The sequence below is a fragment of the Leptospira soteropolitanensis genome, from assembly GCF_026151655.1.
GTDB classification, from domain to species: Bacteria; Spirochaetota; Leptospiria; order Leptospirales; family Leptospiraceae; genus Leptospira_A; species Leptospira_A soteropolitanensis.
This window is the reverse complement of the sequence record NZ_JAMQPN010000004.1, coordinates 110,507-136,158: the sequence shown is the minus strand read 5'-3', so window position 1 is coordinate 136,158 and position 25,652 is coordinate 110,507. Positions and strand designations below refer to the sequence as shown.

Annotated in this window: 21 protein-coding genes and 1 pseudogene; 6 read left to right on the top strand and 16 right to left on the bottom strand. The window is 36.8% G+C overall.

What is annotated here, in order from left to right:
• Positions 1-2: 2 nt before the first annotated feature.
• The 12 genes from hisH to ND811_RS10840 form a co-directional block, all read right to left on the bottom strand.
• The gene (hisH, locus tag ND811_RS10895) at positions 3-605 is read right to left on the bottom strand and encodes an imidazole glycerol phosphate synthase subunit HisH (RefSeq protein ID WP_265352210.1); all 603 of its coding nucleotides are present in this window, start codon (positions 603-605) and stop codon (positions 3-5) included.
• Between the two features lie 20 nt (positions 606-625).
• Complete coding sequence (locus ND811_RS10890) at positions 626-1,756, bottom strand: N-acetyl sugar amidotransferase (RefSeq protein ID WP_265352091.1); 1,131 nt, start codon at positions 1,754-1,756, stop codon at positions 626-628.
• A gap of 14 nt (positions 1,757-1,770) precedes the next feature.
• On the bottom strand, positions 1,771-2,784 hold the full coding sequence (locus ND811_RS10885; RefSeq protein ID WP_265352092.1) for a methyltransferase domain-containing protein: 1,014 nt from the start codon (positions 2,782-2,784) through the stop codon (positions 1,771-1,773).
• A 365-nt stretch (positions 2,785-3,149) separates the two neighbouring features.
• Complete coding sequence (locus ND811_RS10880) at positions 3,150-4,202, bottom strand: Gfo/Idh/MocA family protein (RefSeq protein WP_265352093.1); 1,053 nt, start codon at positions 4,200-4,202, stop codon at positions 3,150-3,152.
• Positions 4,199-5,221 (bottom strand): MDR/zinc-dependent alcohol dehydrogenase-like family protein, encoded by a 1,023-nt coding sequence (locus ND811_RS10875; RefSeq protein ID WP_265352094.1) that lies wholly within the window; start codon positions 5,219-5,221, stop codon positions 4,199-4,201. The genes ND811_RS10880 and ND811_RS10875 overlap by 4 nt, the downstream gene beginning before the upstream one ends.
• 12 nt (positions 5,222-5,233) lie before the next feature.
• A complete protein-coding gene (pseF, locus tag ND811_RS10870; protein WP_265352095.1) occupies positions 5,234-5,929 on the bottom strand; it encodes a pseudaminic acid cytidylyltransferase in 696 nt (231 codons plus the stop codon).
• Complete coding sequence (gene pseC / locus ND811_RS10865; protein ID WP_265352096.1) at positions 5,926-7,107, bottom strand: UDP-4-amino-4,6-dideoxy-N-acetyl-beta-L-altrosamine transaminase; 1,182 nt, start codon at positions 7,105-7,107, stop codon at positions 5,926-5,928. The genes pseF and pseC overlap by 4 nt, the downstream gene beginning before the upstream one ends.
• A gap of 90 nt (positions 7,108-7,197) precedes the next feature.
• A complete protein-coding gene (locus tag ND811_RS10860; RefSeq protein WP_265352097.1) occupies positions 7,198-8,097 on the bottom strand; it encodes a hypothetical protein in 900 nt (299 codons plus the stop codon).
• Positions 8,097-9,821, bottom strand: a complete 1,725-nt coding sequence (locus ND811_RS10855; protein WP_265352098.1) for an ABC transporter ATP-binding protein — start codon at positions 9,819-9,821, stop codon at positions 8,097-8,099. The genes ND811_RS10860 and ND811_RS10855 overlap by 1 nt, the downstream gene beginning before the upstream one ends.
• Positions 9,822-9,855: 34 nt before the next feature.
• On the bottom strand, positions 9,856-10,863 hold the full coding sequence (locus ND811_RS10850) for a phosphoglycerate dehydrogenase (protein ID WP_265352099.1): 1,008 nt from the start codon (positions 10,861-10,863) through the stop codon (positions 9,856-9,858).
• 4 nt (positions 10,864-10,867) lie between these two features.
• Complete coding sequence (fcl, locus tag ND811_RS10845) at positions 10,868-11,815, bottom strand: GDP-L-fucose synthase (RefSeq protein ID WP_265352100.1); 948 nt, start codon at positions 11,813-11,815, stop codon at positions 10,868-10,870.
• 40 nt (positions 11,816-11,855) lie between these two features.
• Positions 11,856-12,197, bottom strand: a complete 342-nt coding sequence (locus ND811_RS10840) for a MarR family EPS-associated transcriptional regulator (RefSeq protein ID WP_265352101.1) — start codon at positions 12,195-12,197, stop codon at positions 11,856-11,858.
• A 533-nt stretch (positions 12,198-12,730) separates the two neighbouring features.
• On the opposite strand from ND811_RS10840, the gene ND811_RS10835 reads away from it, so the two are divergent.
• A complete protein-coding gene (locus ND811_RS10835; RefSeq protein WP_265352102.1) occupies positions 12,731-13,831 on the top strand; it encodes a lysophospholipid acyltransferase family protein in 1,101 nt (366 codons plus the stop codon).
• 10 nt (positions 13,832-13,841) lie between these two features.
• The gene (locus ND811_RS10830) at positions 13,842-14,036 is read left to right on the top strand and encodes a hypothetical protein (protein WP_265352103.1); all 195 of its coding nucleotides are present in this window, start codon (positions 13,842-13,844) and stop codon (positions 14,034-14,036) included.
• Positions 14,037-14,060: 24 nt separating this feature from the next.
• Here ND811_RS10830 and ND811_RS10825 read toward each other — a convergent pair whose 3' ends face one another.
• On the bottom strand, positions 14,061-14,894 hold the full coding sequence (locus tag ND811_RS10825; RefSeq protein ID WP_265352104.1) for a TrmH family RNA methyltransferase: 834 nt from the start codon (positions 14,892-14,894) through the stop codon (positions 14,061-14,063).
• A gap of 8 nt (positions 14,895-14,902) precedes the next feature.
• A complete protein-coding gene (locus tag ND811_RS10820; RefSeq protein WP_265352105.1) occupies positions 14,903-16,918 on the bottom strand; it encodes an oxidoreductase in 2,016 nt (671 codons plus the stop codon).
• A 78-nt stretch (positions 16,919-16,996) separates the two neighbouring features.
• Here ND811_RS10820 and ND811_RS10815 point away from each other — a divergent pair, with 78 nt between their 5' ends.
• Positions 16,997-17,413 carry a response regulator gene (locus ND811_RS10815; protein WP_265352211.1) on the top strand — a complete coding sequence of 139 codons (417 nt, stop codon included), beginning with the start codon at positions 16,997-16,999 and terminating at the stop codon, positions 17,411-17,413.
• Here ND811_RS10815 and ND811_RS10810 read toward each other — a convergent pair.
• Positions 17,410-19,989, bottom strand: a complete 2,580-nt coding sequence (locus tag ND811_RS10810; protein ID WP_407658897.1) for a PAS domain S-box protein — start codon at positions 19,987-19,989, stop codon at positions 17,410-17,412. The genes ND811_RS10815 and ND811_RS10810 overlap by 4 nt on opposite strands.
• 123 nt (positions 19,990-20,112) lie before the next feature.
• Entirely contained in the window at positions 20,113-20,871 is a 759-nt protein-coding gene (locus ND811_RS10805; protein ID WP_265352107.1) for an SDR family NAD(P)-dependent oxidoreductase, read from the bottom strand.
• A 135-nt stretch (positions 20,872-21,006) separates the two neighbouring features.
• On the opposite strand from ND811_RS10805, the pseudogene ND811_RS10795 reads away from it, so the two are divergent.
• From ND811_RS10795 to ND811_RS10785, 3 genes and pseudogenes are all read left to right on the top strand, one after another.
• Positions 21,007-23,307 (top strand): annotated as a pseudogene (locus ND811_RS10795) (SpoIIE family protein phosphatase).
• A gap of 191 nt (positions 23,308-23,498) precedes the next feature.
• Positions 23,499-24,200 (top strand): hypothetical protein, encoded by a 702-nt coding sequence (locus ND811_RS10790; protein ID WP_265352110.1) that lies wholly within the window; start codon positions 23,499-23,501, stop codon positions 24,198-24,200.
• A gap of 146 nt (positions 24,201-24,346) precedes the next feature.
• Positions 24,347-25,612: a hypothetical protein gene (locus tag ND811_RS10785; RefSeq protein ID WP_265352111.1), complete on the top strand. Its 1,266-nt coding sequence runs from the start codon at positions 24,347-24,349 to the stop codon at positions 25,610-25,612.
• Positions 25,613-25,652 lie beyond the last annotated feature (40 nt).

The following is a 25,652-nucleotide window of genomic DNA, read 5'->3' as shown; positions in this document are numbered from 1 at the left end:
CACTACACAGAAGTCAAAAAACTTCTAAATAATTTAAGTCCACTGATATGGCTTTTTTCTGGATGAAACTGAACCCCAAAAACATTTTCTTTTTGTACTGACGCTGTGAGGCGAATTCCATATTCGCACCATGATGATACAAACGCAGGTTCACATTCAAAATGGAAACTATGATCAAAATAAAAGTTAACGTGATTTGAATTTCTATTAAACAAAGGATCGGTTTTTTGAATTGTTATATCATTCCAGCCAACATGAGGAACCGGCAAATGAGAAGAAGTTACTATTTTTACAACCTTTCCTGGTATCCAGTTAAGACCTTGGTGCAATCCATTTTCCTCTGAGCTAGAAGCAAAAAGCTGCATACCTAAACAAATACCGAGTATTGGTTTTTTTCGTCCGATGACTTCTTCCGTGAGAATTTTGTCCAAATTTCGAGCTGCAAGTTGTTTACAAGCCTCATCAAACGCCCCAACGCCAGGGAATATCAATGCATCCATTGATTTTATTTCCGTCTCGTCCGAAGTTATATAAACTTTAGAATAACCTAAGTATGTGAGTGCATTTTGTATCGAAAATGTATTACCCACCCCATAGTCAACAATGCCAATTCTTTGTGTATCGTTCAGAGACCAACTCCTACAACAAATTTTGGTTTATATTTTCCTAACCCAATTTTTTCAAATAGTTCAGAGTTTACAGACTGATCCACCTGTTCCCAAAATTCTTCTACAGTAATACCTATATAATTAGCAAATTTTTCAATGTATTTCGGTGAACAAGTTCCATCATATTTTTTAACTAACTGAACCCCAGCCTCTCTAGTCATAATACCATTTCGAATATCTTCGTTTACGTAATCCGTAATTCTACCGAATCCATATTTCAAATATTTTATCATTTGATTAAAGGTAACAAAATCTTCATCCAAAGAAGTAATGCCGTATGGATCGCCTATCTCCCAAGGTTTTTCATCACGAATGTCCAAACCTCGTAAAATCGAATATATTCCATTGTTTAACAAAGACCAGTCTTTCCAAAAATAACCCAAAAATGTGATTCGAAGATTTGCTTGCTCCATTTCCTCAGGTGATGGGTAGCAGTATTGTAAAATCTGATTTTTCTTTATTTCATCGCTAAGCAGCCAAGTAATGTCTCCACCATTGAGAGTATTCATTTTCCTAAGATTATTTCCATCACTGCCAGATTTACCCATTATCGCTGTTTCGCCAACCTGAAGGGCAGAATTTTCTCCCCACCAAATAAGTGGGATTTGATAGGCAATTGCCAATTTGGGAACACTACTGAACAGGGCAAGCTCTGTAGATCGAAAACTATTGGTATATTGTTTGAATCCTTTTCGTTTTAGATCTTTCCAGATTCCAGGCGCAGGATTAATAGTGATACAATCAAAACCATGTGAGATCATATTTGATATATTTTGAACACCACGTTCTGTCACTTGCTCCGGGGGATAACCAAGTGATACGAGGAGCGGTCTCATCTTCAAAATCTCTTTTACAAATAGCGCTTGGCGTAAACTATCTTTACCACCGCTCACTCCGATAATACAATCGTAGCCCGAACGATTGTTAGCTCTCCCAAACTCAACTATCTTTAGTAATTCTTTCTTTCTTTCATCCCAATTAACTTCTTTGAGAGATGCATGGTATTTACATGCAGGACATATTCCATCATTGTGAAAGACAGAATTTGGTCGCGTATCAGGTTGGAGGCAAGTCTTACAGTATTTCAAAGTATTTCACTGTTTTACTGATTTTTTGCGATAATCCACATATTGGAAGACATTCCAGATTCCCGAATAAAATTTTGGAACATTTCTCCCACTCTATCCCACTCATCAATCAACACTTCTTTTAAAAAATGCTGATTTTCTAAAGAGAAATCACCACTTAAACATTTATTCCTAACCAGTTCAGCGTCAAGTTTTCCTGGTGTCTTTACATCAAGAATCTCAAAACCACAATTCTTTAACAAATTACCGAGTGATTCAGGGTTAAAATAATTTAAATGCTCATGATCAACTGTATCAGATACATTCCCTAGCACAGAGATATCAAAACCCTTTCCATTAGGACATGTAACAATAAATAAACCACCTTTTCTAAGAAGTTTTTTACATTTAGTTATAAAATCCATCGGAGAAAATAAATGTTCAATGACTTCAAAATTTACGACTACATCGAACTTTTCGTCCTCATTAAAAGTGACTTGTTCAATGGGCTTCTCTATTACGGTTATTCCTTTATCCCGACAAGTTTGTGCTAAATTTGGGGTGGGCTCAATCCCAACTACTTTTTTAAAATAATTTCGTGACAGCATTTCTGAACAGAACGTACCAAAAGCTGCACCAACTTCCAAAATGGAATTAGGTTCGACATTATATTTTTTACAATACTCTATGACTGCATCAACCCTTGGCACAAATATCTTCTGCCTGCGACTCTCTTCAGATGCAGGGAAAATATATTTATTCCAATACTCATAGTTTACTGAATTCGCATAAAACTTTCCTAAAGTTTCGTCAGTTGGCCGAGGAGAAATGTAAAACGTATCACAATGGATACATTCCAAGTAATCTAAACCATACTTAATAAATTTCTTTCGATAATCAGATGAATCGCAAGCGGGGCAATTGACCGAAACGAACTTGTCTCTATCACCAAGAAGCATTGCCACATCTTTCAAAACGGCAATTTTTTGATCTGCCATAAGCGAAGACGGTCTTATCTCATTTTCATTGAGCTTTCTATTATTTGTCATCTAACTTTACCTCTTTTAACTTCCAAACTCAGCCATCTCCCAACTCATATGCTTATCCCTTTCAATATTCCTTACCGGTATTTTGCCTATCGAATCGGCCTTGTGTTCAGGAGCCAAGCTAAAACCAGTCCTTATCTCTCGAATACTTTAATTTTCTTTTTCTGTATAGCGTTTAGTAACATCAAAGAAATAAACCAGCGTTATCTTCCTCTTCTCTAGGTTTACCGACTTGACCAAGCTTAATGAGTCGATTCCATAGGTCTTCTAGTGCAATATAAAGGATTGATGCAATATTTAGAAGTGCATAGTAAGCAACCTACATTTTTTTCTAATGATTAGACTCACAGAAAATACCTTTATTCAAATTATGCATATGAATTACCACTTCGACCAGTAACGATTAATTCATGATTCACCTGATCCACGCTTATTCTTTTACCGCCATACAACGAAGATTGCAAAGTTCCAATCAACATAAGTAAGCCGATTCTAATTTCTTCTGGCGTAATAGGCAACCGAGCCGTATCATTTTTTGAATAAACCATATCTCGAAATGCATTAATTGTGGCACTTGACCTAGGAATAAAATCGATAATTTTATGGTTTGTAAAATACCCACTCCCAGATTTTATTTCGATATAACTGCCATCTCCATAGATAGTAAGAATTCCTTTGCTACATCCTAAACGAACATTAAAACCACCTGTGAGATTAATTCCAGCCTGAATTCCATTTTTAAATAGATAATAAGCATTTTCAATAATAGGATCATCATCAATATAAGAATTATTTTCAGGCAAGTATCCATCTTGAAAGCTACAAGTTCCCTGAATATACTCTAAATCTACTGAATCAGCAAAAAATAGAATCAAATCAGTAGAATGAGGATGAGACCATAACAAATTACTTCTCCCGGCTTCAATAGTAATTTGCATCAACTTTCCTAACTCACCCGATTTAATAAAATCTTTAGCAAATCTATATACATCATTGTACCTCCGATTTACTCCATAACCAAGGACTACATTATTTTGTCGCGCCAATTCAATAATTGAGTCGCATTCACTAATACTTCTTGATACAGGCTTTTCAAAATATATATACTTAGTACCCTTTGAAATTGCATAGCTTATAATTTCACTTCGCTCCCCTGTTCGAGTTGCAATACAAAGAAAATCTATTTTTTCCTGATCCAATAATTCTTTATAATTAGTAAATTTTTTATCAACTTCATAAATTTCTGCAATCTCACCCATTCGACTTTCATTCAAATCGCAAATAGCCTCTAGCGTTAAATCACAGATAGATTGAATTGCTTCTAAGTGGCTTATTGGCAGCCAACCCGCAGGGACTTTACCTTCAAGTCTGCTGGAAGGCTCAGCCCCCATTCTACCTAGACCAATAACAGCCGATCTCAATTTTTCCATCGTAATAGCGTTGAAAGCATAAATGTATTTTTACTCGCATATTTCGTATACTGGTGTTGTAACTCAGTAAAATGGACTTCTTCTGTATATATTTCCTTAGAATTTAATTTTCCACGATTAATTAAACCTATAAGATAATTTAAATTATTCTTTAGAGTAAATCTATTCTCCTGAGGCAAAAGTTCTTTATCAGAAAGATAACTGAGTGCTTTGATCTTTAAGGATTTTTGATACACAAACTGAGGATCAAGCGGGTTATTTCGGGAATTTGGTTCACCTCGTCCAGGAAATCCTAAATTCACAATTGTACCTCCAGCCTGGATAGCGTCCAATGCAAGAAACCAATCTTCCCAGCGATTCGATGTATTGATAATTACGTCAAGACCAACACCATTCGTTTGCGAATTAATAAATTCTTTGTAAGTAGATTTTTTTTGAAGAAAGTATGAACCTGTATCTTCAATTTTTTTCTTAGCTTGTAATTGATTTGTAAACAAAAAAGTTTGGAATCCTGCAATATTGCTCATGACACAAGTCGAATAACCAAGCGTACCTGCTCCTATAATTCCAATATTATATCCTAACCGAACATCTGCGGTTAAAAGAGAATGATAACCCAAATGAAACAAATAAGTAGAAGTCAACTTCTTTAAATCGTTATCTTTTTCAATCTTTATAAAAAAATCAGAATCTTTGATTACAAAGTGGGACCGATGAGATTGAAATGTTAAAATGTAGTCACCAGTTTGCATACAATCAATATTTTTACCGACTGAAATTACCATCGCCAGATTGCAATATCCGAGAATTCTCGGATATATAACACTGTCTTTTAATGGAGGCAATCCCTTATAGGCCGCAACTTCTGTGCCGGGTGAAATAGCAGAATAAACTGTTTCACATACAATTTGTCTATCTGATAAATCATCTACTTCGATGAATTCTTCTTTTAAAACCAATTCTTTAGGATTATTTAATGTGTAAACCTTCGATAGAATTTTTTCTTTCATATTAGGAAATGCCTATTGGTTTTCCTTTAATAATTTATACAACTTCTCAGCACGTTGCCAATCTTCCATTGTATCAATATCTTGAACTCTCCAACTAGGTAGTTGAACAATAGTAGACCATTTATCGAAAATTTGCTTTCCTTTAAGCCAGGCATCGGAACTACCCCAATAAAACTGTCCTGCATCATGGTATGCCTCTGGCAAATCTTGCGAACGTGTGTTGAAATGTTCAGGAAAAAACATCTCAACACCATCGTCTTTGTCTTTACGAAATGATCTAAATATTGGGAAACCAAAAGAGGTCGCTGCAAAGACAAATTCCCAATTGCCTGTGGAAAATTTTTCATAGGCTTTTAGTAAATCGCTAACCTGTATCAAGGGAGCGGTTGCGTAAATACAACACACTGAACTTGGTTTTTCGCCAATCTGTATCAACCATTCAATGGCATGTGAGATCACTTGGGTTGTAGTCGCATAGTCATTAGATAATTCCTCTGAACGTAAAAAAGGAACCTCTGCTCCCAAGGATCGCGAAATATGGGCAATTTCTTCGTCATCCGTGGATACAATGACGCGCTCAAACAACTGACTTTCTTTTGCCGCATGAATGGAATGCGCAATCATTGGCTTACCAGAAAAAGTTTTTATATTTTTTCTTGGTATCCTTTTACTACCACCCCTTGCCGGAATCACACAAATCTGACTCAAAATAATACCTGATGACCAATTGGTTTTATGATAGCTTCTTTCACTCTATCCTGATCTTCCATACTCAACTCTGGAAAAATAGGCAAACTTATCACATTCTTATAATAATTTTCTGCTTCGGGGAAACTACTATAAGAATAGTTATATCTTTTTTGATAATACGGCTGATGGTAAATTGGAATATAATGAACGTTAACTAAAATTCCTGATACTCTCAACCTCTCGAATATTTCTTTTCGATTAGCATTTAGATCCTTTTCTAAAACTTGAATGATATAAAGGTGAAATGATGACTTTGAATCAAGTGATTCCTGCGGCAGTTTTAACGGCAAATCAGCAAGAATTTGATTATAATAATCTTTAATCTCATGCCTTCTCTTCACAATTTGATCCAATCGTTTCATTTGAGAAACACCAAGTGCTGCTTGAATATCATTCATTCTATAATTATATCCAAGCTCTAACTGCTGGTAAAACCAAGGTCCATCCGGAGCTTCTGTCATCTCTTTAGGACTTCGAGTGATTCCGTGGCTTCTTAACCGAAACATAGAATGTTCCAGGTCAGGATTGTTCGTCATACACATACCACCCTCTCCAGTTGTGATGATTTTCACCGGATGAAAGCTAAAAACAGTAATGTCACTGAATTGACAAGATCCTACTTTCCTACCTTGATATTCTCCACCAATCGCATGTGAGGCATCCTCAATGATTCTAAATCCAAATTCCTTTCCCAAATCAGCAATTTTTTGCATATCGCAACTAAGGCCAGCTAAATGAACTGGAATGACAACTTTTGGAAGTTTACCCTCTTTCTCTGCCCTTATCAGCTTCTCTCTTAAACTTTCTACGCTCATATTATATGAGATCGGGTCAATATCTACAAAATCAACATCCGCCCCACAATATAAAGCGCAATTGGAACTAGCAACAAATGAAATAGGACTTGTCCAAACAAAGTCACCTTCTTTTACACCAAGGGCAAGACATGCTAAATGTAAAGCAGACGTTGCACTATTCACAGCGACTGCATATTTACAAGATACATATTCACAGACTGCTTTCTCGAAAGCTGCCACTTGAGGGCCTTGGGTCAGGAAATCAGAATTTAAAACATCTAAAACGCTATCGATATCAGATTGATTGATAAAGTGTCTTCCATAAGGGATCTGTTTCATTTTTATACGTTCCTAATAAATAAGTAGCCTAATTTTGGCTTTTGATGATTCTAGATTGTTTATTAAAAAAAAACATAGCGAACCAAATATCTACTGATCTAAGTTCATTACAGCCTGGTATGACTCTGCAGCTTCATTTAAACTTTCAATATCTTCACTATTTATAAATTCGTAATTCTCTTGGTAAACTCTCTCAATACCAAAGAATTCTTCATACGAATTATAATTAAAATCTGGAGATTTGATTCCCTTTGGCAAAATAACCAATACATCCAAACCAGCAGATGCTTTCAAAACTCTCTCCCTGTATTCAGCAAGATTAGCCTCATTATACTCGAAAGGTTTATAGTTGGCATAAAAATGACCGAGCATAGGTGGAACACCGAAATAATCACAACCAATGATAATGGCTTTTTTAAAGCCTAAATATTTTGCTGTTGCCATCATTACATCTGCAGCACCAGCACTATTTGAGAAGACACCAGCTAAATCATGTTTAAACGTTCCCTTTTCTCCAAAGTGATAGGAAAAACTAACATTCCTCGATCTAGCCAACTTAGAATAAAAATTAGTAATACTTACCAAAAAATTAACTTGTGGATTTCTTGAAATCATACGCTCATATATAGTGCGAATTTTATTGATTTGGAAATTTCTAATATGAGCGTAAGTGTTAAATAATATCTTATACAACAAATAAGAATCAGTTAAAACACAAAACTCCACCTTCAGTCCCTCTAACCTTTTATCGATTAGTGCACATGCGCATGTAATAATAGGAATATCCTTTGGTAATTTTGATATATCGTAGTATTTTAATGAACCACCATTACCAAGTATAATACAAGTATCACCTAAATACTTATCTTTAAATTGTATATTTCTCTTCAGGAGGCCACGATGAGAACTCCAGAATAACACCAAGCCCTTTCTAACAAAGTTATACAGAAGAGTAAATAATTTACGTTTCAATAAATGCAACAATTTCATTATGTAATTTTTCCACCGACAAATTCAAATATCCTATCACAATTTCTTAATGTAGAGAGCCTGTGTGCAATCATAACAACCGTCAGGTTTCGATCCAATGATTCAATCGATGTTATAACTGACTGCTCTGTTTCTCCATCGAGAGCACTCGTGGCTTCATCAAAAAAAATTACCTTAGCATTTTTATAGATAGCCCTAGCGATACCAATTCGTTGCCTCTGACCACCAGACAAACGAACTCCCCTTTCTCCGACTCCAGTATTGATTCCATCAGGTAAAGACTGAATAAACGAAGTTAGCTGAGATACTTCTATCGCTTTTTCTAACTGTCTAAAATCAATATTACCTTGATTTTCGCCGAATGCTATGTTCTCAGCAATCGTAGTATCTGCAAGAAAGATAGACTGCGGAACATGTGCGATCGTTTTTCGCCATTGTAAATAATTGTTATGATTCAATTCAATATCATCTATCAGTATTTTCCCAGAAGTCGGTTCGATAAGTCCCATAAGAAGATCCATCATGGTACTTTTACCACTTCCGGTTTCTCCAATGATCCCTATTCTTGCGCCAACTGGGATTGATAAATTTACTGAATTTAATACCTTCTTATTAGTTCCTGGATAAGAAAAACTAAGATCAACTATCTTAATTTCCTTCTCAAATCTGAGGGGCTCTACGGGAATTGTTGATACATATTCCGCTGGAATCTTCTGATCTAAAAGAGAAAAAACTTCGGATAAAGCCGGTTTGAGAGAAATATAGTTACTCCAATTTCCATACCACTGCTGTAATAATGGAAGAAGCCTCTGAGCTCCCATTCCTAGCGCACCTAGGGCTGGTATTGCCGATTGTAAATTTCCATTTTCTAAAGTAGCCCAATAAGCTAAAAAAGAAATCAAAACCAAACCAATTGCCTCCAACGCAAATCGCGGGGACTGATTCAAAAAAGTATTTTCAGAGTTGGACTTAGTCAATCGATACAAAGAATCTCGGTAGATATGACAATAAAGTTCATGACTGTTGTCCAGGATGATGTCTCGAATTCCGCCCAAACCTTCTTGAAGGGACCTAACAATGCCAGTTTGTTCTTTGGCTATTACCTGACCGTTTAACGAGACCTTGGTTCTTGTAATTTTTGCGATCACTAAATAAAAGACAGAAAATACAAAGCCTGACATAAGAGTCAAAACCGGATCAATATATACTAAGGAAACTATGATTGATATAAATATAAAAAATGAGGAAGCAACAGTCACAAGAGAAACCAAAACTCCGCTAGCAGAAGTTACTTTTTGAGTAATTCCTGAAATAATTTCACTAGTGTTTCGTGAAATATGGATTCTGTAAGGTTGGTATAAAGTTTTTTTATACAAATCAACGCTGAGTTCGGCGCCCGTTGCATTTGATAATCGAATGGTCGCATAAAGAAGAACCAACCGAATCACACCAGATATTAAAGCAGCCGCACCAAACGCGATTGTAAAAAATAAGACCAAATCATTGCGTGGAAGCGATTGTAGCAAATTGGAAAAAAAACTCAGGTCGTTCAAATATTCGATTGCCGATTCTGGATTTGTCACAACACCCAAAAATGGGACGATAGCTCCAATACTTAAAATTTCCGAAATGGATGAAACCAAAATCAATATACCTAAACCGATAAATTGAATTTTCCTTCTTGGATGAAGGTAGTTTAGTATTTTTATAAAAGTAGAAAACATATTACAATCGAAGCCCAGAGTCTAAAACCAGCACCTAAACTACTCTCTCCCAACGCCCACCACTAAAAAATCCAACCACATTCTCTGCCGCTTCCCTCTCCATATCTTCCCTACAATCATTCGAACAGGAACCCATATGCTGGGTCAAAATCACATTTTCCAATTCGCAGAGAGGTCCCTTGTAAGGTTCCTCTTCAAATACATCCATAGCTGCTGCAGAAATTAAGTTCTCTTTTAAGATATTAAATAAATCGTTTTCATTCACGATTCCACCTCTTGCAGTATTGATTAAAACTGCATTAGGCTTCATGAGTGCCATATTCTTATAATTGATAAGGTTTTTCGTCTCCGCTGTTAAAGGTACATGAATCGTAATCGCATCAGATTTTTTTAACAAACTTTCTAAACTAACTTGTTTGATTGTCGTGGTACCCCAATTTTTTCCCAACCCACGATTGACCTGACTAAGGTTAGATGCCAACTCATTTAACAAAAGAATCGAATCTTTTTGATCGAGCAAATCACAAACAAGAATTTCCTTTGGTAAATAACCTAAAAGATGGGAGGCCACTCTCTTGCCAATCCTGCCAAACCCTAAAATTCCAATGGTAGCTCCACCGATTCTTTCTCCATAAGGCCTTGTCCACTCGCCCTTTCGAATTTCTCGATCCGCATAGGTAACCTTACGCATTGCATCAACAATCAAACTCAAAGCTAATTCGGATACAGCAGGAGAAACTGCATCTGGTGTATAGGCTACAGCCACTTCCTTTTCTCTGCAGAGTTCCAAGGGAACACTATCAAGACCCACACCGACCCGAGAGATCAATTTCAGAGATTTCGAATTAGTTACAAGATCAGTAAGGTCTTCTGTTCCCGCAATCAAAGCATCAAAGTCACGTGCATGATCCAAAACTTCGCTCGGTTTCATTTTCCGACCAAGAGGGTTGATCACGACCTCATGCCCATTTGACTGTAATACATCAAAGGCAATTTTACTAGTTCGGCAAAAAGGAAAAGTGGATACAAAAACTTTAGCCAATGTTCTATTTCCCGTTCTCTAGAAAATCATTGTATGCGGCGCGTACTCCGTCTTTTAATTCCACTTCATGTTTCCAACCCATTTTGTGAAGTTTAGAAACATCCAAAAGTTTTCTCGGAGTACCATCCGGTTTCGTTAGATCAAAAGTTAAATTTCCTTCGTATCCTACGACACTCTTAATAGTTTCGGCTAATTCTTTAATACTAACTTCAATTCCAGAACCAACATTTACATGTTCCCCACCTTTCGGATCAGTGGTAACATCGTAAGTTTGCATAAGAAAGATACAAGCCCTGGCCATATCATCGGAATACAAAAACTCGCGTAACGGTTTACCTGTTCCCCAAATTACAACTTCAGGCAAATTTTGAACCTTTGCTTCGTGGAAACGCCTTATGAGAGCTGGCAATACATGAGAATTTTCAGGATGGTAGTTATCACCAGGACCATATAAATTTGTGGGCATAACAGATATATAATTTGTGCCATACTGACGATTATAGGATTGGCACATAACTATACCTGCAATTTTTGCCACCGCATACGGTTCATTCGTTGGTTCTAATTTCCCATCCAATAATTGCCCTTCGTCCATAGGTTGCTTGGCAAATTTAGGATAAATACAAGAGGAACCCAAAAAACATAATTTTTTTACACCGTTTCTATAAGCGGCATCGATGATATTATTTTGGATTTGTAGGTTTGAAAATATAAACTCTGCAGGATAAGTATTATTGGCATGAATTCCACCCACTTTTGCCGCCGCTAAAAAAACATATTCCGGTTTTTCTTTTGCAAAAAAATCATACACTTGTGTTTGATCTGCAAGGTCCATCTCTGCATGAGTTCTTCCGATGATGTTCTTAAATCCCTGTTGTTTGAGTAGTCGCACCAATGCAGATCCGACCAAACCTTTATGTCCTGCTATATAAATCTTTGAATCCTGATTCAATTGACTCCTACCTTAAAAAACAATAGCTTTAATGCCCAACTTAAGCTTCTAAACTTTCTAAATTATCACCTAACTTTTCTACTTCGCTTCGAAGTGCTTCATATTCTCTTTTTTTAATTTCATAAAAATGGAGAGTCATACGAGCCTTCTCCTCGATTCCACGAGGAGTTAGTAAATAGGTATAAGAAAGTTTATTTTTATTATTACGAAAATTATTCATTTTGATTAGGCCCTTATCTAAAAAGGCTTTCAAAATATAGTTCACCTTACCCAAACTAAGACCCAAGACATCCGATGCGTCTCTTTGGGACAAATGTGGATTCTCCTCAAGTAATTGGAGTAACTTGAGGTGGTGGTCGCTGTATTCGTAATTTTCTTTCATGGAGGTAATTTGTGCCCTCTTCGATTCCCGAAACGGGAATGGCACTCACGAAAAAGGAACCCCAGGCATAGCTTCGCCCCCTGAGTCCCATTACTTTTACAAAATGTGTTCAGTATTTGAACAAAGTAAAGAAATTTTTTTGTTCAGATTTTGAACTGAAAACGGGAGAATTCTCTGTAAAAGGAAAAATAGACAAAAAACAATCTAAAAACTAAGGGTTAACGCAAAGAGAAACTGAACTCAAGGAATCTTAATTCCATAGCAATTCCTCTTTTGATTCAGACAATCGAATGAATTTAAGATAGAAAATATACCACGTAAGTGTTTAATCCAGAAAACGCGTGTTAAACTTTCTCTTACATTAGTTTTCTTTTTGGTAAAGATTAAATTTAGGATTTTATTAGTTTTTTAAACAAAGCATAGATCAAAACAAACCCATACCTATCAAAAGAAAGATCCACTTCCGCAGGTGACCGATTTTCTTTTCTCAATTACAATTGACTTTTGGATAGGCAAAAGAGATACCATTCGCAATGAAACCAAAAAAACATACTGTTCTCTATGATTTCCTGATCAGATTAGTAAGTTTGGGAAAAGGAGTGGTTTTCCATTCCGTGGAAGAAAATTTTTCAGACAATGGGGAACATTTTGAAACCCCCTACCCTTCCGCTTTACTTTGCAATCATGTTTCAGAAGCGGATGTTGTCTCACTTTCGATGGTTTATCGCAGACTACATCCAAAAATCAAAATGATCATCCCGGCAAGAGAAGACATATTACAATCCGGTTTTTTGCAAAAAGAATTCCGATCCAAAGGAATATTAAAATGGATATTCCGAATGATTGATGCTTCCAAAATCATTCCCTTTTTATTGAGATACATTGGAGCTGTTCCTATCAAACGTCCTTTCCGAGATAATACCAGAGCACTGATAAAATCAGGAGAACTGCGAGATAAAGTAGATAGCGAATGGACAGAGCTTGTAGCAAATATCAAAAGGGGGCGTAATTTGTTTATGTTTCCTGAAGGAACCTATAGTCATGATGGTTTTTTAAACCAAATCAAACGTGGTGCCTACCATATCAAATCGAAAATAAATAACCTACATTTCAATAGCTTCACACTGACCTATGACCACCTCTCTTATCAAAAAACAAAATTATATATTAAGTATGGAAAACCATTTCATATTGGTTCGGACCAAACACCAGACCAAGTAATCCGTCTAGTGGGTGAAAAACTAGGAAAAAACTACACAGTCACATTGGGAAATCTTACTTCCTTTATACTTCTGAAGTTTGGCAAAGAAACCAAAATCAAAAAACATCAATTAGTCGATCTATTGATTAAACTAAAAAAACAGATCGAATCCAAATTTCCTGATATGACAATAGCTTCGGAATTAAAAAAAGAAAGTTTTCATACCCAACTGGAATTTTTATTTACCAAACTAAAAGAGTTCAAACTTGTCGATTGGGATGATGATACGGTTCATACAAAAGATACCCTTTATCATTTTCCGAAATCAAATCACAATTTGAAAAAGACAAATATTGTCATGTATCATAGAAATCAGCTCACTGCTCATCTAAACCATTTAGAACAAGTTTGGAATGGTCTTTTTACAAACTAAGGAGTAAACAATGAAACCACTTAAACCCATACGTCTCATTTTATTTGTCAGCTTGTTTTTCGTTGGATGTGGAACCATCTCACGAGGTTGTGCCAAATACTTTGGTTATGATGAAGTTTGTGTGGATGGTGTGAAATACATCCAATTCACATCAGGTGCCAGTGTAAAATATAATCCCAATGGGACTGTAGCTACTTGTCGATAAAAGGTCAAATTGCTTTCTTTTTATTTATTCAAGTTCTTTTGCGTTTTTGGTTACTTCCCAAAGTAAAATAGAACCGGCGCAAGAGACATTGAGCGAATTAACAACACCAAACATGGGTATATTGACAATAAAATCACACAAAGATTTTAAATGGACACTCATCCCTTTGGCCTCATTTCCTAAGATGATAAGAATCGGTGGTTTCAAATTTTGATTTCGTAAAGATGAAGATCCCAAAGAATCAGTTCCGACAATTTGAAGACCACACCTTTCTTTTTCCGATTTGAGAAATGATTCCCATTGTGAAATTGATTCCACAAAAATCAATTTTGTATGAAACAAACTCCCTAAACTTGAGCGAACCACTTTTGGATCATAGACATCAATGGAATGACCTAAAACAAATACAAAATCTACTTGGAAGGCATCTGCCGAACGTAAAATGGATCCAAAGTTACCCAAGTCACTAGGCCTATCAAAAAGTAGATAAAACGGTTTTTCTTTTTTTTCCACTTTTAAATCTGAAAAATCATAATGACGGATTTTTGCCGTCACCATAAGCTCAGATGGATTTTCTTTTTCCGAAAGTTCTCCAAACAAATCCGAAGATACTTCGAATTGTTTGGCAGAAGAGTATTTCTTTAAAATTGATTCTCCCCAATGGGATAATTTTACACCATCTCTAAATAAAATTCGAGTGATCTCCCAACCGGCCTCTATCAGCTGTTTGATGCCTTCCGTTCCTTCGACAAAAACTTCTTTTTCTTGACTTCGTTTGGAGCGATTAGTACGTAAAGCTGATAGAATCTGAAATTCAGAATTTCTGACGCTGATTTTGAAAGGCCGTTTTCCATTCATAACATTGATTAAATGGTGACAGCAAGCCGAGTTCCTTGGTCGATAGCACGCTTCGCATCAAGTTCCGATGCTAAATCCGCACCTCCAATTAAATGTACAGGGATATTAGCCTTTTGTAATGGTTCCAAAAGGGACCTGTTTGGATCTTGTCCTGCACAAACCACAACCGTATCACATGGAATTTTTTTGGTTTCGCCCTTCACTTCGATTACAATTCCATCCCTTTCAATCGATTTGTATGTAACACCGGAAATTTGAGTAACTTTACGATCTTCTAATGTGGTTTTATGAATCCAACCAGTTGTTTTACCGAGGGTGGATCCAAATTTACTATTGGATCTTTTCAGCATAGTCACTTCCCTATCGGAACGTGGAGTTTCCTTATTACCGAGTCCACCATCCTTTGAAATCTCTTGGTTGATTCCCCATTCTTTTAAATAATTTTCCTTAGTGAATGGATGGCCAGCGTCTGTAAGTAATAAACTTACGTCATAACCGATTCCACCAGCACCCATAACTACAACTCGTTTTCCCACCGGTTTTCCTTTAAGAACAACATCTACATAACTTAAAACATTTTCTCCCTTAATACCTGGAATTTCAGGAGTTCTAGGAACAACACCAGTAGCAAGGACTACTTCATCAAACCCTTGTTTTATGAGATCCTCAGCAGAAACGTAAGTATTTAGTTTCAGTTGCACTCCATGTTTTTTAACCATTTCACCAAAGTAACGGATGGTTTCTTTAAACTCTTCTTTGCCGGGGATACGACGAGCGATATTCAATTGACCGCCTAGTTCTGCGCCAGCATCAAACAAAGTTACAAAATGTCCACGTTCCGCAAGTGTTGTAGAACAAGCCATTCCGCCGGGACCTGCTCCCACTACCGCGATTTTTTTAGGTTGATTGGTTTTTGTTATGACAAGCTCTGTCTCATGACAAGCTCTTGGATTCACCAAACAACTGCATATTTTTCCTTGAAAAATATGATCGAGACATGCCTGATTACAAGCAATACAAGTATTAATTTCCGCTGCCTTTCCTGCGGCAGCTTTATTTACAAAAAAGGAATCCGCAAGGAATGGCCTTGCCATTGAAACCAAATCTGCGTCCCCGCGAGATAGAACTGACTCAGCAATTTCAGGCGTATTAATTCGATTTGAAGTTACTAAAGGAATGTTTACATGACCTTTGACTTTAGCTGTCACCCATGTAAAAGCAGCCCGAGGAACCATCATCGCAATTGTAGGAATCCTAGCTTCGTGCCAACCAATTCCTGTATTGATTATCGTTGCTCCTGCTTTTTCAATTTCTTTCGCTAAATGAAGAACTTCATCGATATTTCCACCCTCTTCGACAAGATCTAACATAGACAATCGATATATAATAATAAAGTCAGTACCAACTCGTTTGCGAACGGCTTTTATAATTTCAATGGGGAACTTAATCCTATTTTCAAAACTCCCACCCCAAGAATCAGTTCGGTTGTTGGTTCGTTTTGCAATGAATTGATTGATGAGATAACCCTCGCTACCCATAATCTCTACTCCATCGTAACCAGCTAACTTAGCCAATTCGGAACATCGGGCAAAATCTTCTATCGTTTGAATAATTTCCTCTTCGGTCAAAGGATGTGGTTTGAACATATTGATTGGTGCCCTTAGATTAGAGGCACCTACAATCTTATCGTGATAACCATAACGGCCAGTGTGGAGGATCTGCATGGCAATTTTGCCACCTTCTTTGTGAACCGCATCTGTCACAACTTTGTGATGTTTTGCTTCCTCCTCCGTATCCATCACCCCTCCACCACGGGAAACTCGGCCAGCCTCATTAGGAGCAATTCCTCCAGTCACAATAAGAGCAACGCCTCCCTTGGCCCTTTCACCATAAAAGGCAGCCATTCGTTCATAACCATTGGGAGCTTCCTCAAGACCCGTGTGCATAGAGCCCATAATGGTTCTATTTCGTAACGTCGTAAATCCAAGAGATAAAGGGGACAAAAGATTCGGATAAGATGTCATATCCTACAAGAATAGAAAATGAAAGAATTTGGCAAGATTTACTTGCAATTCAAAGAAGAACAGGTAAAACATTCCTCTGTGGTAGTTGAGACTGAAGCTAAAAATAAGAAAAATGCGATTCTTTTTGTAGATGATGAATCCATAATATTACTAAGTATGAAGTCGCAGGTAAAACAACACTTCGGTGAAAGATATAAATATCTTACGGCCGACAATGCAAAGGAAGCTTGGGATTTACTTCAGGAATTAGAAAGGGAAGGAAATACAGTTTCGATCATCATCTCCGACTGGTCCATGCCCGGCATGAATGGCGATGAGTTTTTAAGAAAAGTTCATAAAACCTATCCCCAAATCGAAAAAGTAATCATCACTGGATTTGCAGACCAAAAATCGATCGAAGATTTAAACTTAGAAATTGGCCCTATTTCGTGTTTGAAAAAACCCTGGGACGAAGATGAGTTGATTTCGACAATCTCCCATGCCATGCCTGACTAACTCTGTTTAGGAAGATAAATAAAAAATATTGTTTCTCCTGGAACGGATGTTAATTCAATCCTACCACCATGACGTTTTACAATTTTATTCACAATATCGAGTCCAAGCCCACTCCCTTCCCCAGGTGCTTTGGTTGTGAAAAAGGGTTCAAATATTTTTGATTGGAGTTCTCTTGGAATTCCAGGCCCTGAATCCTTGAGAGATACAAGAATTTCCGAACCACGATCTTTCACCGCTATTTCTAAATTACCAGCAAATGACATCGCCTGTAAGGAATTATAAATTAAATTTGTCCATACATGTAACAAATCATCAGGATAACAATTGATAGGTTCCACTGGATCAAAATCTTTCACCAAGTTGATACCTCGTTTTAATTGGTTTTGGTAAATCGTAAGTACTGTCTCAATTGTATCTGGAATGGAAGCTAAATTCTTTTTTCCCGTCGTATCAAAATGAGAAAAATTTTTCAAAGCATACATAATTTTAGAAATTCGATCCACTGCCAATTGGATGGATCTTGTATTTCTTCTAAACTGAATTTCTAAGGATAAATAATCTAAAAATACTTTTATATAATGAGAGCGAAATAGTGGAAGATAACTTGGATCAATTTCCCCGATTCCTAGGTCCACCCAGATTTCCGCAAATTCTTCTGAGGACACCAAATCAAAACCATCTGTCAAAAATATCTCTTTATTTCGTTTTTTGCGTAAACGTTCTTCCCTACCGGTATAAAACTCAATGGGTTGGTCTAAATTTGCAAGGATTGATTTTACAATCTTTTGTTCTGACACAGGAACAGATAAAATTGCTTCTCTAAATAGTTGAGAAGCGAGGCCATAACGTTTTTGCCAATCCAACATATTTTGATTCGAGGCTTTTACGGCACCGATGGGATTGTTGATCTCATGGGCTATGCCTGCAATGAGCTGGCCAAGTGCTGCTAGTTTCTCCGATTGGATGAGTTGCTCTTGGGTTCGTTTCAAATTTTCAAATGCTGATTCTAATTCTAATTTCTGTTTTTCGATTAGATTGTTTTTGTCTCGTATTTCTGAATTGATTGCGCGTAGTTCCTCCACTTCTTTGAGTGGGCTTAAATCAAAAATACTATAGGCGATAGAATTTGTGTTTTTATAAACAAATCGTTTTATAGAAACGAGTGCCGGAAAAAAATCACCATTTTTCTTTCGACAAACAATTTCAAGGGAACCGGTTCGATCGGCGTCGATCATTTCGCGAATTTTACGAAGAGAGGAAGTAGATAAAAGATTACGAATTTTTAATTTAGAAGTATCTTCAAACTCGTATCCAAATAACTTTTGAAAAGCAAAATTGGAATCTTTGGCTGTTAGTCCATTTTCATCAAAAATCAAAAATGCTTCAGTCGAAAACTGATAAAAAGCTTCAAACCTTTCATCAGAGACTCGAAGGGCTTCTTCGCTTAACTTTATATCTGTAATGTCGAGAACGGTTCCCCTCATATTAATAGGTTTACCTTCTTTCGATCTGGTAATTTTTCCAAGGGCTTCCACCCAATGAATCTTACCATCCGGATGGTTGATTCTATTTCGGAAACGATAAGCAGTACGACTTAAATCTTCCATTAGAAGTGTCGTTTCGTTCGCCAACAATTCCAAATCATCTTTGTAAGTGAGTTCTAAAAATTTTTTCTCTGTTACCGCAAAGTTCTCTCCGGGATACCCATAAATACTATAGGTTTGCGGTGACCAATAGATTGTTTTTGCCTCCATATCCCAACTCCAAATTCCCATTTTGGCAGCATCGAGTGCCATGACGAGTCGAGACTCTGATTCCTTTAAGGCTATATTTGCGTCTTTTTGTTTGGTTCTATCAATCATGGCACCAAACATGCGATAGGCCACTCCTGTTTCATTATAGAGAAAAATCCCATTATCTTCTATATAAATATATTTTCCCGTTTTGGTCCTATAACGATATTCAACTGTAAATTTTTTGCGGTTAGAAAGAGATTCCTCATAAGCTTGTAGTGTTTCTTCCCTATCCTCTGGATGAATCGAATCCAACCATTCTTTATATCCAAATTTTTGGTATTCCTCTGCTGTATAACCTGTGATTTCTTGGATGGCCCCACCCCAATGATTTTCACCCGTATGAACATCCAAATCATATACCATACTTAACGAAAGTTCGGTGATGGTTCGATATTTGATTTCGTCGTTTTCTATTTTTTTTTGTTTGAGTACATTTTCAGTAATGTCAGTTACCAAAAACACAAGAAAGGTGATTTCTCCCGATTTATCAAATACAGGAGAACCATTGATGGAGAGGTATTTTTTGTTTCCTGAGGAATCTTCTATCGCATGACGGATGTCGGTTACAGGTTTTTTTGTTTTTAAAAGAATGTTAAAAGGCTGGTCTTCTTCCCGCCAAGGCCCGCCATCCAAAGAAGAATTTTTCCATTCTGGCGCATCATAAGTCCTGGATAAAATATCATTTAATTTGATGCCAAGGACCGTTTCTGAAGCTGGATTGGCATACCGTATCTGTCCCAAGGGATTGAGGACCATCATGGCAGTGGAGCTGACGTTCATGATGGTTGTCAGAAGTTCTACCTCAAAAAAAGTCTCTTCTTCGGACAAATTACGTTCTACCGGTTTTCCGATTTCTTTTGCATCTCCCTCTGTAAACTTAGATTCCACGTTAAGAAAGTAGACTTATTTTTTTAAGGAATTCAATTTATAAGCTTCTATTTTTTGGTAAATTGGTAGTATCAGAAACAAAAAGCGATCTAAGATCTGAATGAAACGAAATAAAAAGGAGGGATACACTTCTTTGGCATTGCATTTTATTCCCTTAACTACTTTTTTGGCTACAGTTTCTGCCGATTGGCTAGGAAAAGGTACGGGAACTTTTTTACCAGCCGCATCAAAGAACTTCGTTCTAGTGGCAATCGGATACACCACCATCACTTTGTTTCCTGGTTTTAATTCATAACGGTAAGCATCAATAAAAGAACGAACAGCAGCTTTGGTTGAGGAATACTGAGCATAACCAGGCAATGCCAAATGACTCATAGCAGAAGCTGTCACAATAAAGAAAAAGGGTTCTTTTCTAGTTAAGTTTAAAGTGGCTAATGTATAAAGTGGTGAATAAACATTGGTTCGATAGATTCTATCAATTCGATCCCAATCGGCAGTTTTAATCACCTCATAGTATGCAAAACCAGCATTCGCATAAAAAATATCAATCCCGCCAATTTTTTTATCAGCATCTTTTAACAATAGATCCAAATTTTCTTTTTTGGAAACATCACATTGGTAAGGTATTACATTGGGATGAACTGGTATATTTTTTTCGTTCAAATCACAAGCAAGAATCTTCACGCCTTCATACTTTAACATCTGCAAAACGGTTTCTTTCCCAATTCCAGACCCAGCGCCAGTGACCACGATTCTTTTGTTTTTTAGTTCCATTGGCGAAACCTAAAACAAATAGATATTGAATAAAGTTCTTTTTAATAAGACATCTAACTTTTTTTGGAATCATTCCATAAAATATCTTTACTGGGCTTTTTTGGTAAGTAGTGTTTGTTTCCCCGAGGAATCCATATGGCCATTATTTTTGATCGTATTTTTAAATTCTTCTATAAGTATATCTCCTATAGTTTTGCGATCATTTCCTTTTCTCTCCTGGGTGCCTTTTTTGGAGCATTTTACGCCTATTTTTTTGGATCTGCCCTCATTCCCGACTTTACGACAGAAAACCACCCCCAAGTAGTTCGGGTATTTTTGGTTACGACTGCATTAGCAGCTCTAGGACATAGTATTGAATTCGGTATTCTTAGTCCTTTCGGGTTTACCGGATTTCGTTCTGATATAAAAAAACTCAATGCCATCTTAAAACCAAATGAAACGATTCGGCATAAAGATATTTTTGTATTAGAAAGTTTATTAAACACTATCATTAATTTTCCGAAAGAAAATATGTATGCGGCCTTTCGTTATGCAGTCTTTATCTTTATTTCTGTATCGGTCACACATATAATCTACAAACATCCATTATATGAATTGGCATTCATTTTTGTTGGATGGCTTACGGCGGCTTTCGTTTATGGAGGATTTTCGTATATCATCTCAGATTATTTTACAGGCTCCAAACGCGTTGAGATTAAAAAAATTCTATCCTTTCGTGATGTAACCATTCATAAAAATCACGGAATTATGAGTTTATAAGGAAAATTTGTATTCTTACTAATTCTTATATTACTTTCCTTAAGTGTTCTTGCTGTGTTTATTTCCTTTGGAAACGCAAGCCTTATTAAAATTTCTGCCTTCATAACCATGACATTTTTAGAAGCTGTCATCCTCATCTTTATGTTTTTTCAATCTATCAATATGACACTCGAACAAATCAATGAATCAGCGAATAGTTTAGCTAGCGGAGGAAGTGGTTCTCTACCTATTTTATCGATTGATAAAGAATTCATTCAATTTGCAGAGAATTTTGAAAAAGCAACGAGAGAAGTAGGAAGAATTCGCGAAAACCTACAGGAATTAGTGGAAGCAAAAACCTCCGAATTAAGAAACAGTTTGGAAACAGTTGAGTTTCTAAAGAAACAACAAGATGGAGACTATTTTTTAACTTCTCTATTAATAAAACCTTTAAGTTTAAACAAAACACTTGGCACCAATGTAAAAACAGATTTTTTCATCAAACAAAAGAAAACTTTCACCTTTCATGGAAGAGAAAATGAAATTGGCGGAGACATTTGTATCGCACGAACCGTTTCTCTTCGTGGAAAGGATTATACATTTTTTCTGAATGCGGATGCAATGGGTAAGTCATTACAAGGTGCGGGAGGTGTTCTTGTCCTTGGCGCTGCCGTTCAATCCATTTTAGAAAGATCATTAGCCGTAGAATCCATAAAACAATTGTATGCGGAAAGATGGATAAAAAACTCATTCCAAGAACTTCACCATATTTTTGAAAGTTTCGATTGTTCGATGTTAGTTTCTATGGTAATGGGTCTAATCGACGACGAAACCGGCTTAGTTTATTATATAAATGCAGAACATCCTTGGTCAGTTTTATACCGAAATGGAAAATCTGAATTTATCAAAACAAATTCCGAATTAAGAAAACTTGGAACTCCCTTTAAAGAAAATGCTTTAGAGATTTCCACCTTACAATTGCAACCTGGTGATATCCTCATTCTTGGCTCAGACGGAAGAGACGATATTGAATTTGTTTGGCAAGCCGATTCAAGAAAAATCAATCATGATGAAGAATTATTTTTACACCATGTGGAAAATGGAAAGGGAAACTTAGAAAAAATTTACCAATCCATCTTAGATATGGGAGAACTAACCGACGATTTGAGTTTAATGCGGATTTCCTTTAAGGAACACTTTACACTTCCTCCCAGGTCCATCCGGAAAGAATCTTATGAACTAATGAGAAAGGCAAGGTCTAGTATTAAAGAAAATCTTTTAGAAAATGCCAAGGATTACTTATTAGAAGCAAATAAAATCAATCCCGAAAACCAAGAAATACTCAGAGCCCTTCTACGTCTTTTAGTGAGAATGAAAGATTACAAATTAGCTTCAGATAAATTTAATACTTATATAGAAGAATTTCCGGGAGATACAGATCTTATTTATTTAGCATCATTTACCTACAAACAAACCAAAGAATATGGGAAGGCCATTGATATGGGAGAAAGGATTCGATTACGAAACCCAGGTCATCTAGCGAATTTATTACGTCTTGTACAACTTTACCTCAGTGTCGGAAACTTACCCAAAGCGGAAAAAACTTTAAACCTCGCATCCCTACTGACGGCCGATCCCAAACGCCTAACGAGTTTAAAATCGGAAATTGATGATATGCGACGGAAAGTTATTGATTAAATAAAAAAAGTCACACCTCCCAGATTTATAAATTGCTCAAGATTACAATCCAAAAGTAACGATGCAGCGATCATTGAATCCTAAATGGGAGTGGCCCATTACACAGTTTGGCACACCCTACGTTGTGTTTCTTATTTTTAAGGTTTGGCGAAAAAATCCTAAAAATAAAATATAGATTTCATACGCCATAAATGATCACTCGAATTTACTATATTTGTTTTCTTCTGACCTTTGTTTTACAATGTACCACCATTGGATTCCATGAAAAAAAAATCAGAGAAGGAATGGAGTTTGGAGACGAAAGCCGGTTTAGAGTTTGCCTGATTACCGAACCAGATATCACAAAAGAAGAAATCTCCGATTTATTTACTGCGTGGAATCATGAACTCAAATATTACAACCTAAAAGCAGAACCGATTTTATTAGAGGTGATGGAAAGACCTGGATTTTGGGGTACTGACATTCTTGGTTATTTAATGGACCGTCAATTAACAAAAGATTGTGACCGGTTACTTTATTTAAAAGGAAGAACTTGGGGTGATATAACCTTTGAAGTTTTGACTCTAGGCCTTTTTGTTGGAGTGGGTGTGAAATTAGAAGTTCAAGGTGCAGTGGAAGGGTATACAAACACCAGAGGATATATCAAAGCTAAGTATATTTCCACCATACAAATGTTATTCACTAGTCCCAATTCGACTCTCATCCATGAAGGTTACCATCTTCTTGGATGTGGCCATCAACTTTTTATGAAAGACTGTTATGAAAGAATCAGGGATGTAAAACTCCTTCTCACTGATCCGAGCAGAGATCCCCAGTTTTTTCCAGTCATCACCACAAGTGGGAAAAAAATCCTGACAAGGCCAGAGTATTTGACTTACCCTAACAGTGAATAAATTCTAATTCAGAAAACTGGTATCAATTTTTTTTTGGTAACGATACCCACCCTATTTTTTGCTACGGACACATACGCATCATCTAAAAACCAGATTCGACTTGCTTTTGTCCTCCCGTTTTTTGTAACATCCATAAAGAAAGAATTATGAATCATTTTTTTATTTCATTATTGGTATTGGCTTTATTCTTTTCCTGCGCGGCTCCAAAATCCGATAATCTTTGCGATGCAGAAAACTCTAGATTTATTCCGAATTTGTTAATTCGATTTCTGGCAAAAGACAATAGTTACCAGTGTGGATACAAAATAAACTCCAATCCTCCTGCGTGCGATCTAAGCTATGAAGAAACTCATTATGATGCCAATTGGCCTTCCATCCAAAAAGAAATGGAATCTCAGTTTGCTTTGGGTTCTGGTCCCACAGAATCCTTGGTCCAATATAGACCTGAGTTAGTATCCACTGTACTTGGCATTAGTCCTTCTTATCCTGCATTTCAAGGAGCCTTAAACGCTCCCAATGGAAGTATATACTTTCCACCATACTATTCTCCCAAAATTTTAGAAGTAAACACATACTCCAAAACATATTCATCTTTCGGAACCTTCTCCGGTTCTGTGGAACTAATCGGTGGTGCCCTAGGTCCTGCCGGGGTACTTTATTTTGCCCCCCACCTTGTTTCAAATTTTTACGCATTTGATACCAACAAAAGTGCCTTATCGATTGTTGGAAACGAGACTTTGGCATCGGCAGCGTATAACGGAGCCATCTATGCCCCCAATGGTAAAATTTATTTTGTTCCGAGCTCTGAAACGATCATTCGTTACTATGATACCTATAGCAAAACCATAGGTCAGGTGGCTACCCCCACAAGTGGAGGATTTTCAACAGGGGTTCTCACTCCACAAGGGAAAATATATTTCATTCCGTTCGTGAGTACCCAGATGTATATTTTAGATACAAAGGATGATTCTATCACCATCCATCCTTATCCATTCCCTGGAGGAAATTCATACATTTCAGGGATACTTACACCTAACGGGCGTATTTATATGATACCCCATTCCGTTCCGGAAATTCTATATCTAGACATAACAACGAATGCAATTGAAACTGCTGCCAGTATTCCCTCACCAAGCACAGGTATGTTTAACGGTGCTGTTCTTGCTCCCAACGGAAAAATTTACCCCATCCCTGAAGGTTATGGAAATTTTATTTCCTTTGATACAAAAGACCATACAATCAAGACCCTATTTCCTAGACCCGCAGGTTCCTATCGAAGTGGAGCCCTCGGCCCCGAGGGAGAAATTTATTTAGCACCTCATACAGCCGATCGATTTGATCTCATCCAGACAGGTTCTCTTGGAAGGTTTTGCCCTTCCCTTAGGCTCTCCCCTTATTGGAACAAACTCTAAACCAAATTTTGTCCCATAATTTTCAGATTCCTTTCGTCCG

Excerpts from the sequence above, each read along its gene's own strand:
- ND811_RS10790 (WP_265352110.1), top strand. The coding sequence starts at position 23,499 with ATGATCACTCGAATTTACTATATTTGTTTTCTTCTGACCTTTGTTTTA.
- ND811_RS10840 (WP_265352101.1), bottom strand. The coding sequence starts at position 12,197 with ATGAAAGAAAATTACGAATACAGCGACCACCACCTCAAGTTACTCCAA.
- ND811_RS10805 (WP_265352107.1), bottom strand. The coding sequence starts at position 20,871 with ATGGAACTAAAAAACAAAAGAATCGTGGTCACTGGCGCTGGGTCTGGA.
- ND811_RS10830 (WP_265352103.1), top strand. The coding sequence starts at position 13,842 with ATGAAACCACTTAAACCCATACGTCTCATTTTATTTGTCAGCTTGTTT.
- ND811_RS10860 (WP_265352097.1), bottom strand. The coding sequence starts at position 8,097 with ATGAAATTGTTGCATTTATTGAAACGTAAATTATTTACTCTTCTGTAT.
- ND811_RS10785 (WP_265352111.1), top strand. The coding sequence starts at position 24,347 with ATGAATCATTTTTTTATTTCATTATTGGTATTGGCTTTATTCTTTTCC.
- ND811_RS10820 (WP_265352105.1), bottom strand. The coding sequence starts at position 16,918 with ATGACATCTTATCCGAATCTTTTGTCCCCTTTATCTCTTGGATTTACG.
- pseC (WP_265352096.1), bottom strand. The coding sequence starts at position 7,107 with ATGAAACAGATCCCTTATGGAAGACACTTTATCAATCAATCTGATATC.
- ND811_RS10855 (WP_265352098.1), bottom strand. The coding sequence starts at position 9,821 with ATGTTTTCTACTTTTATAAAAATACTAAACTACCTTCATCCAAGAAGG.
- ND811_RS10810 (WP_407658897.1), bottom strand. The coding sequence starts at position 19,989 with ATGAACGTCAGCTCCACTGCCATGATGGTCCTCAATCCCTTGGGACAG.
- ND811_RS10825 (WP_265352104.1), bottom strand. The coding sequence starts at position 14,894 with ATGAATGGAAAACGGCCTTTCAAAATCAGCGTCAGAAATTCTGAATTT.
- ND811_RS10885 (WP_265352092.1), bottom strand. The coding sequence starts at position 2,784 with ATGACAAATAATAGAAAGCTCAATGAAAATGAGATAAGACCGTCTTCG.
- ND811_RS10835 (WP_265352102.1), top strand. The coding sequence starts at position 12,731 with ATGAAACCAAAAAAACATACTGTTCTCTATGATTTCCTGATCAGATTA.
- ND811_RS10875 (WP_265352094.1), bottom strand. The coding sequence starts at position 5,221 with ATGAAAGAAAAAATTCTATCGAAGGTTTACACATTAAATAATCCTAAA.